18 protein-coding genes and 1 tRNA gene are annotated in these 16797 nt (G+C 62.8%); 11 read left to right on the top strand and 8 right to left on the bottom strand.

The window, feature by feature from the left end; translation table 11 throughout:
• Positions 1–806: MmgE/PrpD family protein (locus WBG82_RS10410; RefSeq protein WP_424424461.1), on the top strand; the 806-nt coding region annotated here is incomplete at its 5' end.
• Positions 807–812: 6 nt separating this feature from the next.
• On the opposite strand, the gene WBG82_RS10405 is transcribed toward WBG82_RS10410, so the two are convergent.
• Positions 813–1157 (bottom strand): hypothetical protein, encoded by a 345-nt coding sequence (locus tag WBG82_RS10405; RefSeq protein ID WP_424424460.1) that lies wholly within the window; start codon positions 1155–1157, stop codon positions 813–815.
• Positions 1158–1442: 285 nt separating this feature from the next.
• Here WBG82_RS10405 and WBG82_RS10400 point away from each other — a divergent pair, with 285 nt between their 5' ends.
• Entirely contained in the window at positions 1443–2894 is a 1452-nt protein-coding gene (locus WBG82_RS10400) for a DHA2 family efflux MFS transporter permease subunit (RefSeq protein WP_424424459.1), read from the top strand.
• 23 nt (positions 2895–2917) lie between these two features.
• On the opposite strand, the gene WBG82_RS10395 is transcribed toward WBG82_RS10400, so the two are convergent.
• Complete coding sequence (locus WBG82_RS10395; RefSeq protein ID WP_424424458.1) at positions 2918–3802, bottom strand: glycosyltransferase family 2 protein; 885 nt, start codon at positions 3800–3802, stop codon at positions 2918–2920.
• Between the two features lie 164 nt (positions 3803–3966).
• Between WBG82_RS10395 and WBG82_RS10390 the strand changes: the two genes are divergently transcribed.
• The 5 genes from WBG82_RS10390 (at position 3967) to WBG82_RS10370 (ending at position 7453) form a co-directional block, all read left to right on the top strand.
• On the top strand, positions 3967–4857 hold the full coding sequence (locus WBG82_RS10390; protein WP_424424457.1) for a glycosyltransferase family 25 protein: 891 nt from the start codon (positions 3967–3969) through the stop codon (positions 4855–4857).
• A tRNA-Ser gene (locus WBG82_RS10385) sits at positions 4835–4924 on the top strand. The genes WBG82_RS10390 and WBG82_RS10385 overlap by 23 nt, the downstream gene beginning before the upstream one ends.
• 241 nt (positions 4925–5165) lie before the next feature.
• On the top strand, positions 5166–5801 hold the full coding sequence (locus tag WBG82_RS10380) for a TetR/AcrR family transcriptional regulator (protein WP_424424456.1): 636 nt from the start codon (positions 5166–5168) through the stop codon (positions 5799–5801).
• Between the two features lie 12 nt (positions 5802–5813).
• Positions 5814–6803, top strand: a complete 990-nt coding sequence (locus WBG82_RS10375) for an MDR family oxidoreductase (protein ID WP_424424455.1) — start codon at positions 5814–5816, stop codon at positions 6801–6803.
• 74 nt (positions 6804–6877) lie between these two features.
• The gene (locus WBG82_RS10370) at positions 6878–7453 is read left to right on the top strand and encodes a peroxidase-related enzyme (protein WP_424424454.1); all 576 of its coding nucleotides are present in this window, start codon (positions 6878–6880) and stop codon (positions 7451–7453) included.
• 94 nt (positions 7454–7547) lie between these two features.
• Here the strand turns inward: WBG82_RS10370 and WBG82_RS10365 are convergent, their stop codons facing one another.
• The 5 genes from WBG82_RS10365 to WBG82_RS10345 form a co-directional block, all read right to left on the bottom strand.
• Positions 7548–9812, bottom strand: a complete 2265-nt coding sequence (locus WBG82_RS10365; protein ID WP_424424453.1) for a nitric-oxide reductase large subunit — start codon at positions 9810–9812, stop codon at positions 7548–7550.
• A gap of 264 nt (positions 9813–10076) precedes the next feature.
• Positions 10077–10490, bottom strand: coding sequence for a PaaI family thioesterase (locus WBG82_RS10360; RefSeq protein WP_424424452.1), 414 nt, complete (start codon positions 10488–10490; stop codon positions 10077–10079).
• 13 nt (positions 10491–10503) lie between these two features.
• A complete protein-coding gene (locus tag WBG82_RS10355) occupies positions 10504–10890 on the bottom strand; it encodes a hypothetical protein (protein WP_424424451.1) in 387 nt (128 codons plus the stop codon).
• A gap of 35 nt (positions 10891–10925) precedes the next feature.
• Positions 10926–11339, bottom strand: coding sequence for a hypothetical protein (locus tag WBG82_RS10350; RefSeq protein ID WP_424424450.1), 414 nt, complete (start codon positions 11337–11339; stop codon positions 10926–10928).
• Between the two features lie 150 nt (positions 11340–11489).
• Positions 11490–12107: a glutathione S-transferase family protein gene (locus WBG82_RS10345; RefSeq protein ID WP_424424449.1), complete on the bottom strand. Its 618-nt coding sequence runs from the start codon at positions 12105–12107 to the stop codon at positions 11490–11492.
• Between the two features lie 195 nt (positions 12108–12302).
• Between WBG82_RS10345 and WBG82_RS10340 the strand changes: the two genes are divergently transcribed.
• The 3 genes from WBG82_RS10340 to WBG82_RS10330 all read left to right on the top strand — a co-directional run bounded on the left by WBG82_RS10340 (position 12303) and on the right by WBG82_RS10330 (position 15505).
• Positions 12303–13562, top strand: coding sequence for an MFS transporter (locus WBG82_RS10340; RefSeq protein ID WP_424424448.1), 1260 nt, complete (start codon positions 12303–12305; stop codon positions 13560–13562).
• Positions 13559–14137 carry a gamma carbonic anhydrase family protein gene (locus WBG82_RS10335; RefSeq protein WP_424424447.1) on the top strand — a complete coding sequence of 193 codons (579 nt, stop codon included), beginning with the start codon at positions 13559–13561 and terminating at the stop codon, positions 14135–14137. The genes WBG82_RS10340 and WBG82_RS10335 overlap by 4 nt, the downstream gene beginning before the upstream one ends.
• Before the next feature lie 105 nt (positions 14138–14242).
• Positions 14243–15505 carry an MFS transporter gene (locus WBG82_RS10330; protein ID WP_424424446.1) on the top strand — a complete coding sequence of 421 codons (1263 nt, stop codon included), beginning with the start codon at positions 14243–14245 and terminating at the stop codon, positions 15503–15505.
• Between the two features lie 21 nt (positions 15506–15526).
• On the opposite strand, the gene WBG82_RS10325 is transcribed toward WBG82_RS10330, so the two are convergent.
• Entirely contained in the window at positions 15527–16021 is a 495-nt protein-coding gene (locus WBG82_RS10325) for an allene oxide cyclase family protein (RefSeq protein ID WP_424424445.1), read from the bottom strand.
• A gap of 126 nt (positions 16022–16147) precedes the next feature.
• Between WBG82_RS10325 and WBG82_RS10320 the strand changes: the two genes are divergently transcribed.
• The coding region (locus WBG82_RS10320; RefSeq protein ID WP_424424444.1) for an HpcH/HpaI aldolase/citrate lyase family protein at positions 16148–16797 on the top strand (650 nt) is incomplete at its 3' end.

The following is a 16797-nucleotide window of genomic DNA, read 5'->3' as shown; positions in this document are numbered from 1 at the left end:
CAGTTCACGCTCTCGGCAATGCGGGCAGCCAGTCGGCGGGGCTCTGGCAGTTTCTCGAAACCGGTGCGATGACGAAGCACCTCCATGCGGGGCATGCCGCCGAAGCGGGCCTTAAGGCCGCGCTTCTCGCCTCGTTCGGCTTCACTGGTCCCGCCCGGATTCTCGAGGGCGAGAAGGGCTTCTTTCGCGCCGCCTGCCCCGACGCCGATCCCGATGCGGTCCTGCGCGCGGCGGATGCGCCGTGGCAGCTCGTGCGGACCTCGATCAAGCCGTGGCCGTCCTGCCGCCACACCCATCCGGCGATCGACGCCGCCGAGGAATTGCGCATCGCCATTGCGGGCCGCGAAATCGTCTCCGTCGAGGTCGACACCTATCAGGCCGCGCTCGACGTCTGCGACCGTCCCGTCGCCACGAGCGACTATGAGGCGAAGTTCTCGCTCCAGCATGCGGTGGCCGCCGCGCTGAGCCTGCCCATTGTCGATTTCGAGGCGTTCGGGGCCGCCGCCCGCGACGAATGCGCCGCCCTCGCGCTAAAGGTCGCCATCCATGCCCGCGACCCCTATCGCGCGGCCTATCCCAAAGCCTGGGGCGCGGAAGTGCGCGTCCGTCTGCGCGACGGCAGCGAGATCTCCGCGCGGCGCGAGAACGCCAAGGGCGACCCCGAAGCGCCACTGTCGCGCGACGCCATGGTCGCCAAGGCGCGGATGCTTCTCGCCCATGGCGGCGTCGGCGAGCCCGACCGCATCATCGACGGGATCATGGAGCTTCCGTCCGGTGGAGGTCTCCCCGATCTCGAAATCGCCTGATCGCGATCAGACCCCGGCCTTCTCGACCAGCGGCTTGATGATGTCGAGATAGGCTTGTCCGGCAAATCCGGCCATGAAGGGAAGCCAGATCCACGCCGTGCGCCAGACGAGACGCGGCTTGCGCCTGGCGGGACTTTCCTTCACCGCCATGACGGGAGCCACGGGCGCGGCAGGAGCGGAGGGCGCAGCCGCAAAGCTTGGTTCGGCCGGCGCCATTGCCGACGCTGCGGCTTCGGCCGCCAGCAGCGCCCTGCTCTCGCGGCGTTCCTGCATGAACAGGAACACCATGTAGAGGCAAAGAACGCCAAGCAGGCTCAACGGAATCCAGGTTGACGAAAGATCGACCGGCAACACGACTACCCCCCATACTTACAGCGGCCCCCTGCGCCGCCTGTTTTGTCCCATTTTGGCAAGCATTGGCCGCCGTGGCAAAAGGGAATTGCCATTTCGCCGGCCAAATGCACGGCAACGTCGTGTGAAATGAGCCGGAATGGCTTGCCTGCGGCGTTGGAAGGGGTCTAGAAGCACGAACCTCGCGACCCAGGTGGCGGCGACAAGGCCGAGCCGGACGGCCCGGACCGCGCGTCGCGCGAGTTACGGTACCGACACCCGCAGAAGCATGGTCACGGTTCCCCGATGTCAGAAGCCGCGCCGTCCAGGGCCATTCTCGTTCCACTCATCATCGCCTGCGCGCTCTTCATGGAGCATCTGGACTCGACGGTGATCGCGACGGCCCTGCCCGCCATCGCGCAGTCCTTCGGCGAAGACCCGCTCCGGCTCAACCTCGCCATCACGGCCTATCTGCTGAGCCTCGGCATCTTCATTCCGCTCTCGGGCTGGATCGCCGATCGTTTCGGCGCGCGCACCGTCTTCTGTATAGCCATCGTCATATTCACATTGGGTTCGATCGGCTGCTCCTTCGTGAACAGCCTGTCCGAGCTCGTGCTTGCGCGCGTGGTGCAAGGCATGGGCGGGGCCATGATGGTGCCCGTCGGCCGGCTCGTCGTTCTGCGGACGGTGGAGAAATCTCAACTCGTCAACGCCATGGCATGGCTCACCGTGCCCGCTCTCATCGGGCCCGTGGTCGGGCCGCCGCTCGGAGGCTTCATCGCCACCTATGGAAGCTGGCGGTGGATATTCCTCATCAACATTCCGATCGGCATTCTCGGCGTCATCCTGGCGATGATCTTCATCCCCAACACGAAGGAAGAGCGCGCCGACCGCTTCGACGGGATCGGATTTGCTATCGTGAGCATCGGCCTTGCGGCCACCATGTTCGGCTTCGAGAATGTCGGCCGGGGCATCCTGCCGACCCCCGCCGTGCTCGCGCTGCTCGCCGGAGGCATCGGCTTCCTCGCGCTTTATTACCGGCACACCCGGGCGACGGCCGCGCCCATCATCGACATATCGCTAATCCGCGTACGTACATTCGGCGCGAGCGTGACGGGCGGCTTTCTCTTCCGCATGGGGATCGGCGCCCTTCCCTTCCTGACCCCGATGATGCTTCAGCTCGGCTTCGGCCTCACTCCTTTCGCCTCCGGCATGATCACCTTTGCCGGCGCAGCGGGCGCCATCGTCATGAAATTCACAGCGGGCCCGATCATCCGGTATTTCGGCTTCCGCACCGTTCTGCTGGCGAACACATTCATCTGCGCCGCCTTCATGGCGTCCTACGGGTTCTTCACGCCCATGACGCCGCATCTCCTGATCATCGCGACCCTGCTCATCGGCGGCTTCTTCCGCTCGCTGCAATTCACCGCGCTCAATACGATCGCCTATGCCGACATCGCCTTGCCGATGATGAGCCGCGCGACCACGCTCTCGAGCGTCGCCCAGCAATTGTCGCTGAGCTTCGGCGTCGGCATTGGCGCGCTGCTTCTGCACATGACGCTTTCCTTCAGCGGAAGGGCGGAGCTCACCGCAAGCGATTTCAGCCCGGCCTATTTCGTCATCGCGCTGATCGGTCTTGCGCCGCTCGTCTTCTTCCTGCCGTTGCCGGCCGATGCGGGCCATGAGGTCAGCGGCCACAGACGCGCATCTGCTACAGAGAAGCGCGAGGAGGAATTGCGCCAGCCCGCGGCGGAGTGACGCCTCGGCGTCGCGCTCCCAAATCAGCGCCTGAACCAGACGAGCCCGCGCATCTGCCGCGAAATGAATTTCCAGTTATACGCCCTGATAATGCGAGGCGTGAAAATCACATACAGAAAGCCCAGAAACACCCTCAGCGCCGCGCGCCTCAGCGACCATGTCTTCGGCTTGTCGAAGCAGCCGTGAAGATCGAAATATTTGAACAGGGCGAGATAGACATAGGCCACGAGGCCGAAATAGGGACCGTGAGTGCGCACGACACGGAACATCTCGCGCATCAGCTTTTCGCCCGAGCTCGATGTAAGGTTCGTGGCCGAAAAATGATAATGCGACATGACGCGGTCAATCGGCATGACGCGAGCGCCCGCCTTCCTGAAGCGGCACCAGAGATCCCAGTCGAAGGCGAGCTTGTAGCTGGTGTCGAGCGCGCCGATCCTGCGATGCAATCCGGCGCGCCATAGCGTGCTCGGCTGCTCGATCCCGTTATTGAAGGTTATGCGCTGCATGACATCGGCGCGCGGCGTCGTGATCAGCGTGCTTCCATCCTCGAACACGCGCAGGCAGCCACCGGTTATCGCATCGACTTCCGGATGGCGCTGGAACAGCTCGTTCCAATGGTGCAGCGCTCCCGGCGCCAACTCGTCGTCGGCCGCCAGCCAGCCGAACAGATCGCCCGATGCCCGCGCAAATCCCTTGTTGAGGGCATCCGCGATGCCGGCATCCGGTTCGCTCACAAAAACGGAGAAAAGATCGGCATGTTCGCGGCAAATCCGGATCGATTCATCGGTGCTCCCCCCGTCGACGAGAATGAGTTCGAGGTCCGGATAGTTCTGGCTGACGACTGAGGAGATGGCCCGCTCGATAATATTGCCTGAATTATAGTTGGGTATAACCAAAGAAATCTTCATCAATGCCCCCTCGAAGCGCGGCCACCTTGTTTCCATAATCTGAATTCGCTCGGGAAACTCATATATTCCCGATGACGTTCCTGTGAAATAGGAGAATATCCCATTGTAAAATTCTCGTTTTCAGAGCATGAATCACACACAGCCTGAAAACTACGGAGTTTGCCATGGATGTTATGGTCATAAATCTCGACCGGCATCCCGAGCGACTGATTCGAATAACAAAAATACTTCGCGAATTTGAAATTAAATTTGAGCGTGTCAGGGCCGTTGACGGGAATAATCTGGGCACTGACAGGATTTATTCTCTCGTTTCCGACACTCCCAGGTACAGCCTGTCCCGGTACGAGGTCGCCTGCATGCTCAGCCATCGAGCGGCCTGGGCGCGTTTTCTTGCCGGTGGAAAAACTCACTGCTGCATCCTGGAAGACGACGTCCGGCTGAGTGCCGGATTCAGGACCCTTGTGGAATCGAAGGCGCTGCTGGAGAGCCTGCCCTTCCATATCATCAAACTTGAAACCATGCGCCAGCCGGTCTGGCTGAGGCGCGAATCCCTGCCGCTGTTCGACGGCCACAGGCTTGCGCGGCTCACCTCCACGAGCGCAGGCGCCGCAGGCTACATCCTCAACCGGGATGGAGCCACCACGCTCATGGAACTGACGGTGAAGATGGACCGGGCCGTGGACGACATCATGTTCGATGACGAGGCGCTGCGCTCCGGCGGTCTCGCCGCGCTCCAGCTCGTCCCCGCCGTCTGCATTCAGGAATGGGCCTATCAGGGGACGATGCTGTCCGGGCCCCTCGAGAGCGCTATTGCCGCCGAACGGGACGTTCTGCGTTCGGCCGCCAGGAAGAAGCGGAAGGGATTGGGCAAGTTCCTGAGGGAACTCGCCCGCCCCATTGAGCAGCTTTCGGCGCTCGTCAGGCGGCTGAAGGAAGAACGAATGGTCGTGCCCTTTGCCGGAGACGGCGCAGCTGCCGGCGACGCTTTTTCCGGTTGTCTCGACCAGCCGGAACCCTTAAGCCGTCCTCTCAGGAAGGGTGGCCGAGTGGTTTAAGGCACCGGTCTTGAAAACCGGCGTGGGTTCACGCTCACCGTGGGTTCGAATCCCACCCCTTCCGCCAGCCGATACCTGAAAAGTCGTTCGGCCTTATCGGGCCCGGTTTGCGGTCAGCTGCGCGTGCCGCCGAGCGGTACCCTCCCCCTTCACATTTAAAAAATTCACGAGCCGGAGATTGCACGGCGCGGTCCGGCGCTCCCATGCCGTTCTGGAAAGGAAAGGCGCGCGCGGCTGTGCGCGCGATTGCGCGCTTGCCTTTTTATAGACGATCGGTCTAATAAATATTTATGGCAAGGGTTCAACCAGTGACGGCAAGGCGGCGCGGGCGGCCGCCAAAGGCGGCGGCGGAGATCGACGAACTGCGCGGCAGGCTCCTGCGTGCAGGCGTCGCGATCCTGACGGAGAAGGGTTACTCGTCGACCGGCCTCGATGAAATTCTCGGATCGGTCGGCGTGCCGAAGGGATCGTTCTACTACTACTTCCCGAGCAAGGATGCGTTCGGGCTCGAGCTGATCCAGTCCTACGCCGACTATTTCGCGGGCAAGCTCGACCGCTGGTTTACAGATACGACGCTCACGCCGCTGCAGCGCCTGCGCGACTTCATCGCCGATGCGCGCCGGGGTATGGAGCGGCATGATTTCAAGCGCGGCTGCCTCGTCGGCAATCTCGGACAGGAGATGGGCGCACTCCCGGAAATATTCCGTGAACGGCTGATTTCGGTGTTCGAGGACTGGCAGGCGCGCACCGCCGCGTGCCTCCGGGCCGCGCAGGCAGCTGGCGAGATCGCGCCAGATGCCGATTGCGATGCGCTGGCCGCCTTCTTCTGGATCGGCTGGGAGGGCGCGGTGCTGCGCGCAAAACTCGAACGTAACGCGGCGCCTCTCGACCGGTTTGCCGCAGGCTTCTTCAACCTTCTTGAAAAGCGGTCCGTGGGGACCTGAAAGCGATAATACGTGTTCAAAGCCATACTGATCGAGAAATCCGAAAGCGGGCAGAATGTCCGCCTGGCCGATATTGACGAGAGCAGCCTGCCGGAAGGCGACGTCACGGTCCGCGTCGCCTGGTCCACGCTGAACTACAAGGATGCGCTCGCCATCACCGGCAAGAGCCCGGTGGTGCGCAAGTTTCCCATGGTTCCGGGGATCGACTTCGCCGGAACCGTCGAGCAGTCCAGCCATCCGGATTACAAGCCGGGCGACAAGGTGGTGCTGAATGGCTGGGGCGTGGGCGAAGTGCATTGGGGCGGCCTCGCGGAAAAGGCGCGCGTCAAGGGCGACTGGCTCGTGCCTATGGAACCGAACTTCACCATGGCACAGGCGATGAGCATCGGCACGGCCGGTTATACGGCGATGCTTTGCGTGCTCGCGCTCGAACGCCAGGGCGTCCGGCCCGCATCGGGGGAAATTCTCGTGACGGGCGCCGCCGGCGGCGTCGGTAGCGTCGCCGTCGCCCTTCTCTCCCGGCTCGGCTATCACGTCGCAGCGGTCACGGGCCGCATGGAAGAGGCAGACTTCCTGAAGCGGCTGGGCGCGAAGGAAATCCTGCCGCGCGCAGACTTCAGCGAGCCCGGCAAGCCGCTGGCGAAGGAACGCTGGGCCGGCGCCATCGACGTTGCGGGCGGGCAGGTTCTCGCCAATGTCTGCGCGTCGATGAAGTATCGCGGCGTCGTAGCTGCCTGCGGGCTTGCGGCCGGAATGGGATTTCCGGCCACGGTCGCGCCCTTCATCCTGCGCGGCGTGACGCTTGCCGGCGTGGACAGCGTAATGTGCCCGCGCGAAGAGCGGCTGGAAGCATGGAAACGGCTGGCGCGCGATCTCGACCCTGCCCTGCTCGACGCTCTGACCGAGCGTATCTCGTTCTCCGATGTGATCCCCGTCGCAGGGAAGCTGCTCGCGGGACAGATCCGCGGCCGCGTGATCGTGCCGGTCGCGCAGGACGCCTGATTAAACCGTACAACGATCAACTCATCGCCCGGCCATGCCGGGCGATGCTGCCCAGAAAACGTGGAGACGATCCGATGACCGCTACCGAGGCGCCCATAAGCCGCTTCCCCGTGCCCGAGCTTTCCGAGATGCCGGATGACATACGGGAGCGCATCCTGGCCGTGCAGGAGAAATCCGGCTTCATTCCCAATGTCTTTCTCGTGCTCGCCCACCGGCCGGACGAGTTCCGCGCCTTCTTCGCCTATCACGACGCGCTGATGGAAAAGCCCGGCAATCTTTCCAAGGCGGAGCGCGAGATGATCGTCGTCGCCACCAGCGGCATGAACCAGTGCCAGTATTGCGTCGTGGCGCATGGCGCGATCCTCCGCATCCGGGCGAAGAACCCGCTCATCGCGGATCAGGTCGCGACGAATTACCGGAAGGCCGACATCACCGAGCGGCAGAAGGCCATGATCGACTTCGCGGTCAAGGTCTCGCAGCAGGCCCACTTGGTCAGCGATGCCGACATCGAGGCGCTGAAGGCCTATGGCTTCACGGAGGAAGATGTCTGGGACATCGCCGCGATCTCGGCCTTTTTCGGCCTTTCAAACCGCATGGCAAATGTCACCAGCATGCGCCCCAACGCGGAGTTCTACGCGCTCGGTCGTTGACCGGTCCGAGAGCCTCGCGCGGTGCCGTGCCGAGGCGGAAGCTGAACCGGCGGCAGGCACATTGCCGCCGGCTCGCATGATGAAGGCAGCGCGCTCAGCGCGCGTCGCCCGTTGCCCGCCAGCGCGCGAAATAGCCCCAGACCAGCGCCAGCGCGAGAGGCAGTGCGCCAGCGAACATGAAGACGAGATCGCCGGGCATTCGCATCCATTCGAGGAAGCGCGCAATGGGTGTGCCCGTGTGAGCGAGGCTGCGCGCGTGCCAATAGCCGTTCTCGGTCACGTCGAGAACCTGCAGAACCCCGCCGGGAAAAAGGCTGAAGAGCACCATCATCGCAAGGCCGATATTCAGCCCCCAAAAGGCGACGCGCACCAGCTTCTCGATCCGCGGCCAGACGTCGTCGGCCACGATTTCGCGCAGAACGAAAACCATGAGCCCCGCGCCCAGCATTCCGAAGACACCCATCATCGCGGCGTGGCCGTGGTTCGGCGTGAGGATGGTTCCCACCTCGTAATAGCTGATGATCGGCGTGTTGATGAGGAAGCCGAAGACGCCCGCGCCGACGAAGTTCCAGAAGCCGACCGCCATCAGGAAGTAGAAGGTCCAGCGATGGCGCATGACCATGCTGTCGCTCCCGCGCGTCGTCCGCACGAAATCCCAGGCATCGAGCGTGATGAGAGTGAGCGGCACGACCTCGAGCGCCGAGAATGTGGCGGAGAATGCCATGTTCACCTCGGTCTGGCCGGTCCAGTACCAGTGATGCCCCGTGCCGATCAGCCCGCCGCCGAAATAGAGGATCGCATCGAGATAGATGGTGCGGAGCGCCGTGATCCGCCGCACGAGCCCCATCTGATAGAAGATGACCGCCACGACCACGGTGACGAAGAACTCGAAAAACCCCTCGACCCAGAGATGGATGATCCAGAAGCGCCACGCATCGACGACCGTGTAATTCGTCTGTGAGCCGAAGAAGAGCGCCGGCAGATAGAAAAGCGGAATGGCGAATGCCGCGATGAGGAAGAACTTCGCAAAGCCCTTCCGCTGCGGATCGTGCAAGGCGGGCTGGACCGCGCGCCATACGAGGAAGAACCAGAACAGAAGGCCAATAGCGAGCAGGATCTGCCAGAAGCGGCCAAGCTCCAGAAATTCCCAACCCTGATTGCCGAACCAGAACCAGCTCCGCGGCAGCCATTGGAGAATGCCCGCCCATTCGCCGAGCATGCTGCCCACTATGACGATGGCGACCGCGCCGAACAGGAGGTGAATGCCGAGCTTCTGGCGCGGCGGGCTCGCTCGTCCCAGCAATTCGGCAACGAAAAGCGCGCCTGCGACATATGATGTCGCGATCCAGAAGATGGCCGACTGAAGATGCCATGTCCGGAGGAGATTGCTCGGGAAATATTCAGCGAGGTCGATGCCGTAGAAGGAGCCGGGATCCGCGCGGTAATGCGCGACGCCCGCGCCGAAGAAGGTCTGGCCGAGGAACAGGACAGAAGCGACAGCCATATATTTGAGTGTCGCCTTCTGTGCATCGCTCAGAACCCATTTCTCGACCGGGGCGGCCGCGCCGTGCCAGCCCAGATAATCGAACTTGCCGAAGGCGAGAAGCACGATCGCCGTGCCGCCGAGAAGGAAGATGAAGCTGATCGCCGACCAGAGCACGGCAGCACCTGTCGGATGATTGCCGGCAAGGGGATCGTAGGGAAAATTATTCGTATAGGAATGTTTCGCTCCCGGCCGTTCGGCAACGGAGCCCCATGCCGCCCATGTGAAGAAGGCCGTGAGGTCGTGAAGCTCCTTCGGATCGGTGATGAGATTGGCGGTCAGGCCGCCATTGAGTTCCGGTTTCTCGAAATAGCTCTTCCAATGCTCGATCTCCTTCGCGAAGGTTTCCGCGCCGGCGGGCAGCATCGTCAGAGCGGCCGTTTCCGGGTCGTAGCGATTGACCTTCAGCAGCGCGCCGACCTCGCCTTCCACGGCGGCGCGATCCTCGGGCGAAAGAGCTTCATAACCCTTCGAGAAGCGCTCCTGCGCTCGCCGCTCGGCGAGATCGAGCGCCCAGTTGTGGAGCACGGCCGCGCTGAAATCCGGTCCCAGATAGCCGCCATGGCCCCAGATGCTGCCATTGTTCATCAGGCCGTATTTGAGGAACACTTCCTGCCCGGCGCGCACGTCGTCGCCGGTGAAGATGACATTGCCGGAGGTGTCGACCGTGCGGTCCGGAATGGGCGGCGCGTATTGATAGGCCTTCACCGTCAGCAGGATCAGAACAGCAAAGCCCAGTGCGAATGTGACGGCGACGGCGCGCCCCCACCAGGGCGAGAGTTCCTCGACGGGATCGGCAAGCGCGACATTTGTCATCTGGTCCCCCATGCTGACGGCATGCAATCACAAAAGGGCGCGAAGCCCCGAACGCGCAATCGACTCGTGTACAGACGAACAGGGTGCACTTGATCGCCACAAAATCAAAGGTCTGAAATGCCTGTTTGGGGATTTTGATCCGCGCTCACGCGGCATGACCCGCATCGGGACACGCGCGAAAGGCGCCGCGGAGGAGCCCGCGGCGCAGCGACGATGACGGATAGAGGAAAAAAGCTGCAGCGCTCTCAGGTGCCGATCTTGCCCTCAGCTACCAACCTTGAAGGTCGCGCTCGCTCTGGCGACAAGCTCGCCCGCCTCGTCGCGCAACTCCGCTTCGGCGAAGGCGATGGATTTGCCGCGATGGCGAACCCATCCCTCCCCGATCAGCGTGCCCTTGTCGGCGCGGCCAATGAAGCTCGTCTTGAGTTCGAGCGTGACCTGGGGCGTACCCGGCTGGCGATGAGTGAGCCTCACCGCGTGTCCGCACAGGCCATCGAGCATCGCCGCGAGGAAGCCGCCATAGATACGTCCTCCCCGATTGATGAAATTGTCACCCGCCACATACGACGCGCGCACATAGCCGCGCTCGGGATCGAGCTCCAGCACCTTCTTGCCAAGCGTGATGGCGGCTGGCGACTCCCAGTCGGGATCGAGCGTGTCGGCGGGGTCGGGTGACATGGAGAGCGGCCTCTCAGGAGAACGGTGGCTTGAAGGTCTTTTTGAATTCCGCCTTGCAGTCCGCCATCTCCTCGGACATCAGATCGAGCCCCTTGGCCTGGCAGGCGGCATTCGCGCGCGATTCCGCAACGGCCTTGTTCGTGCACCCCTTGAGATCGGGATCGAACAGGAAGATGCAGGTCATGGGAATATATCGCTCATTGCAGGGCAACTCGCGAATATATTTCTGCTGCTCGGGCGTGCGCTTGTCCCACCATTCCTGCATGCGCTGGTCGGGTATCTTGCGCACGTCGCTCTGCATGCATTCGGGCGCCTTGTCGGCAAGCGCCGCCTGCGGCATCGCCATATCCGCCGCCGCCAGCGCGCCGATGATCGCGAATGCCCTGACAAACCACTTCATCTCTTCTCCTCCCCTGAATTCGCCGGAAACCGCCGTCAGCTAGAAACGCGCGGGAATGGCGGCTTGAACGTCTTCTTGAATTCCGCTTTGCAGTCCGCAAGCTCTTGCGACATCAGATCGTAACCCTTGGCCTGACATGCCGCCGTGGCGCGGGATTCCGCGACCCCCTTGTTCGTGCAACCGACGAGATCCGGGTCGTAAAGGAAAATGCAGACCATGGGGATGTATCGCTCATTGCATGGCAGCGCGAGAATGATGCGCCGCTGCTGATCCGTGCGCCGGTTCCACCAGCCCTGCGCTCCCTCCTTGTTCTTGACGCGGGTCGACATCAGGCACTCGATCACGCCCTCGTCCTTGTCCGAGACGGCATGGGCGGGCCGCTGCCCCGCCACCGCGGCCAGCGCCAGCGCGAACATCATCGCCATCAGAAACTTCGCGGCCGACATCATCCTCCAACCTCCCGATAGTAAGATATGTTTACTATCCTAGCCTGATGCCGTCATGCGTGAAAGCCTCGGCGTGCCTCAGCCCGAAATGGTCCACAACAAAAACCGGCCCCAAAAGGGGCCGGCTCCTTGAAGCGTCATAGCGATGCCCGCTCACGCACTCGCGGCAGCGCTCGGCCGCGCCTTCATGCGCTCGTACCAGGCGACCACATTCTTGTTTTCTGGATTGAGCGGCTGGCCGACCGAGGCGCCGAAATCGAGGAAACAGAACAGCAGGATGTCGGCGAGCGTCAGCCGCTTGCCCGCAAGGAACTCGCGTCCGCTGAGCTGCTTGTCGAGCCAGGTGATCTTGTCTTGCGCGATCGCCTTCAGGCCGGCGGCCGCTTCAGGCAGACAGCGCATGCGATCCTTGAAGAGACCGAGCCCTTCCGCGTAACGGAAACCGCTGGTCAGCGGCTCGCAGATGTTGAGATCGACGCGGCGCGTCCACATGCGCGTCTCCGCGCGCTCTTCCGCCGTCGTGCCGACAAGCGGGTTCGCCGGAAACGCCTCGTCGAGATACTCGCAAATTGCGGTGATCTCCGCGATCACGGTTCCGTTATCGAGCTCCAGCGCCGGCATCTGGCCTGCCGGGTTCTTCGCGAGATAGGGTTCGCGCCGGTTGTCGCCCTTGAGCAGATCAACTTCCTCGAAGGGGATCTCGATGCCCTTCTCCTTCATGAACATCTTGACGACGCGCGGATTGGGCCCGATCGAGTTGTAGAACTTCATTGACGTCCTCCCTTTTCTTGTTACCGGACCGTCCGGTCCATTTTCCGATGCAAAATGCTTATCCGATCGAGGATCGCTCCGCTAGAGCGTTGCATCCGGATTTGGGCCTTGCCAGCGCCGGGAACCCGAATGACTATCGCCGGCCATTCTTCCGAAGGCGCCTCATTGCGGCCGCGGCGACAAGACGAGCGACAAATGACCGATCAGGAGCAACTCCCCATGCAAGGCCGCAGGCTTTTTTACGGCTGGTATGTCGTCGCCGCGACCATGATGGTGATGACGGTCGCCTCCGGCCTCGGCTTCTACAATCTCTCGGTCTATCTCAAGGCGTTCGTCGCGCATGGTGGCTTTTCCGTTTCGAGCGCCTCGGCCGCCACGGCCAGCTTCTTCATCGCGTCGGGTATCTCCGGCATCGGCGTCGCGGCGCTGATCGAACGTTATGACATACGCTGGATGCTGACGGCGGGCGCGCTCATCTGCAGCCTCGCCATGTTCGCCGCGGGATATGTGACCGCGCCATGGCAGCTCTACGGCTTCTATATCCTTTTCGGCATGGGCTATTCCTGCTGCGCGCTCATTCCCGGCACGACGCTCGTCGCGCGCTGGTTCGTGCGCCGGCGCTCGCAGGCGCTGTCGATCGCATCGACGGGCCTTTCGCTCGGCGGCATTCTTCTCACGCCGCTGTCGGCGAGCATGATCGAGCGCCTAGGCTTCGACGGCGCTGCGCCATGGCTCGCCCTCATCCTGATGCTCGGCATCGTTCCCGTCTCCTGGCTCGCGATCAGGCCCGACCCCATGTCGGTCGGGCTCGGGCCCGATGGCGATCCGATCGAGCGGGACGATCTCGGCGCACCGCTTCCGGCCGATGGCGTCGCATTCGAGACCGCGATCCGAAGCCGCTTCTTCATTCTCATCACGGCGGCCTTCATCTTCGCGATGATGGCGCAGGTCGGCTCCATCGCCCACCTTTTCAGCCTCGTCGCCGGACGCTCGAACGACAGCATGGCCGCCCTCGCCGTCGCCGTCATGGCAAGCGCGAGCATTATCGGGCGGCTCGTCGGCGGCTGGGCGCTCGTTCATATTTCCTCGCGCGGCTTCGTGCTCGCGCTTGCGCTCGGCCAGGGCATCGCGCTCGTTCTCCTCGCTCTCGCCAACGGCTCCATGCTCCTCGTCGTCGCTGCTCTTTTCGGCTGCACGGTCGGCAATCTGCTGATGATGCAGGCGCTGCTCCTCGCCGAAGCCTTCGGCCTCAAGGCCTATGGCCGCATCTTCTCGCTCAACCAGCTCTTCATGGTGGCGGGCGTGGCCAGCGGCCCCGCCGTCATGGGCTTCCTCTATGAAAATGCTGGCGGCTATCAGGCTTCATATCTCAGCATGGCGGCTGCCTCGATGTTCGCGCTTCTTCTCGTCGCGGCGGCCGGTCCGGTCCGCGCGCCAATCGAAAGTTCAAAATGACAATGAAAAAGGATTTCGGCCCCGGCGTCGTTCTCGACAATCCGGCCTTCATTCACGAAACGGCGCTCGTCTATGGCAAGGTTCACATCGGCGAAGGTTCGTCGCTCTGGCCCTATGTCGTCATCCGAAGCGAGATGCACGAAGTGCGGATCGGGAAGCGGACGAATGTTCAGGATTTCGTGATGATCCATGTCGGCAACACGACGCCGACGATCATCGGCGACAACTGCTCCATCACGCATCACTGCACGATCCACGGCGCCGAGATCGGCGACAACTGCCTCATCGGCATCAATGCGACGCTCATGGACGGCGCGAAGGTCGGCGCCAATTCCATCGTCGCCGGTCATTCGATCGTGACCGAGGGAACCGTAATCCCGGAGAACTCCATCGTCGCCGGCGCGCCCGCCAAGGTCATCAGGACGCGCGACAACAGGGTCGCCAACATCATGAACGCGGCCTTCTATTACGAGAACGCCAAGGCCTATGCGCGCGGCGACCACCGCGTCACCGAAAAGGAGGAATTCAAGCAGGCCATCGCCGCCGAACTCGCCCGCCTCACCGCCGGAAATTAGGGTGCGCTGAGATTTCGCTTGTCGTGCGCTGCCGAATGATTAAGTAAGCCGGCAGCGGCGGCCCCATCCGGCGGCATGCTTGCGTTCCGCTGGAGTCTGCGAGAAATGAGCGCGGAGAGATCCTCTCCAGACCGCCAGAATGGCGGTCTTTTCTATGGTTGGTACATCGTCGGCGCGGTTTTTGCCCTGCAGACGGTCTCCTGCGGCCTCATTTTCTATAATCTGTCCGTTCTCCTCAACGCATTCTCGACCAATAACGGCTTTTCCGTTGAAGCGACCTCGGCCGCTACCGCGTCCTTCTTCGTCGCTGGCGGCATTGCGGGGCTTGGCGTCGGCTGGCTGATGGATCGCATCGATCCGCGCATCCTCATCACCCTCGGCGCGTTCTGCTCCGCAGGCGCGCTCGCCTCGACCGGCCATATCACGAACCTCTGGCAGCTTTACGCCTTCTATATCGTCTTCGGCATCGGCAATGCGGCGGTCGCCGTCATTCCGGGCACCACGCTTGTCGCGCGCTGGTTCAATCGCCAGCGCTCGCGTGCCATCGCCTATTCCTCCACCGGCCTGTCGCTCGGTGGCATCATCTTCACGCCGATCTCGGTGACGCTGATCCAGAAGCTCGGCCTCGAACATGCGGCCTACTGGCTCTCGCTCATCCTGATCCTCGGCACGGTTCCCGTCTCCTGGATCTTCCTGCGGCCAAGCCCGGCCTCCATGGGCCTCGCTCCCGATGGCGACGAGCCCGTGCGCGACGCCACCGGCCGCATCGCTCCGCCGGATGGCATGTCCTTTTCCGCGGCGATCCGGACGCGCTTTTTCATTCTGTTCACGACGTCCTACGTCTTCGCCATGCTCGCGCAGGTCGGCAGCCTCGCGCATCAATTCCGCCTGGTGCTGACGCGGACGGGCGACAACCATGTCGCGGCGCTCGCCGTCTCGGTCATGGCGGCGGCGAGCATCACGGGCCGCCTCGTCGGCGGCTGGGCACTCAGCCGCGTTTCTTCCAAGCGCTATCTCCAGGGCGTCTTCGTCCTTCAGGCGGCGTCATTCACGCTTTTCGCCTTCGCCGAAGGAACGACGGCGCTTCTCATTATTTCTGTCATGTTCGGCGCGACCGTCGGCAATCTGCAGATGATGCAGCCGCTCATCACGGCGGAAGCGTTCGGGCTCAAGGCCTATGCGCGCATCCTCTCGCTCTCGCAGATGATCGTCACCTGCGCAAATGCGACGGGGCCCGCGCTTCTCGGCTTCCTTTACGAGCGGGCAGGCGGCTACCAGACGGCATATCTCGTGATCGCCGTCTCGTCGGTCATCGGCATTGCCGCGCTCACCGCCGCCGGGCCCGTCCGCCAGACAGCGCAGGACTGATCTCCTCCGGGCCGATTGGCTTCAGCGGACGATATTGTACGTGAAGTCGTATTCGCTGCCCTTCGCGTCGCGCGCATGAAGATGCATGTCGCCGCGGGCATTCGCGTACATGCCGCTACCGCCCGTGATCGAGAGCATGGAATCGCCCGCGTCGAGGAACGGCCCCTCGACCGTCAGCTGTCCCTTCTCGAGCGAGAGCGTCCATATGCACTCCCACGCCTTGCCGGCAACTATCCGCACGCAATAGCCGTTGTCCGAACCGATCTTCGTCTTGTTCGACTTGTCGTAGATCTCGTTCGAAAAGGTCAGCACGTCGCCGGCGCTATCGCCATTTGCTCCAAGATCGAGCGTGCTGTCGCTCGTCGCGCGCTCGACGACGACGAGTTGTTCCTTGTTGCCCATCGCAGCGTCCGCTGCGGACGCAAGTCCGGCGCAAGCAAGCGCAACGGCGATACCGATCGAAAAGTGAGTGAGACGTCCGGGAATCGAATTGGCAGGCATGATGTCCTCCAGCATGAAGGCGATTTCCTGACCCGGACGGAATTCTAGCCCATTCTCCCGCAAGCCCAAAATCCCGCATGGATTCGCCGCTTCATCGTGGCTAGACTGCCGCATCCCCCATGTTCCACCAGTGGATTTCCAATGAAATTGCCGTCCAATTTCTATCAACCCCTCGCCATCGGCGCGCCCGAGCCCTATCGCGAGCTTCCCGTCGCGCTCGAGCGCATGATCCACTTCTTCCCCGGCCATAACGAGAAGGTGCGCGCACGGATCGGCGAGATGATCCCGCAGGTCGACGTGCTTCTCGGCAATCTGGAAGATGCGATCCCGGCCGACGCCAAGGAGGCGGCGCGACGCGGCTTCATCGAGACGGCGAAGGCTCATGATTTCGGCCAGACGGGCCTCTGGACACGGATCAATCCGCTGAACAGCCCCTGGATGCTCGACGACGTGACCGAGATCGTCGCGGAAGTCGGCGACAAGCTCGACGTCGTGATGCTGCCCAAGGTCGAAGGACCGTGGGACATTCACTATCTCGACCAGCTTCTCGCCCAGCTCGAAGCCAGGCACGGCGTGAAGAAACCGATCCTCATCCACGCCATTCTCGAAACCGCGCAGGGCGTGAAGAATGTCGAGGAGATCGCCAGCGCGAGCCCGCGCATGCATGGCATGAGCCTCGGGCCGGCCGATCTCGCCGCCTCGCGCAAGATGAAGACGACCCGCGTCGGCGGCGGCCATCCCTTCTACCGCGTGCTCGAGGATACGCGCGCCGACGGGGGCCCGCGCGCTTC

Source organism: Parvibaculum sp., assembly GCF_049671045.1.
In the GTDB taxonomy this organism is placed as follows: Bacteria; Pseudomonadota; Alphaproteobacteria; order Parvibaculales; family Parvibaculaceae; genus Parvibaculum.
This window is presented reverse-complemented; position numbering and strand designations above follow the sequence as displayed.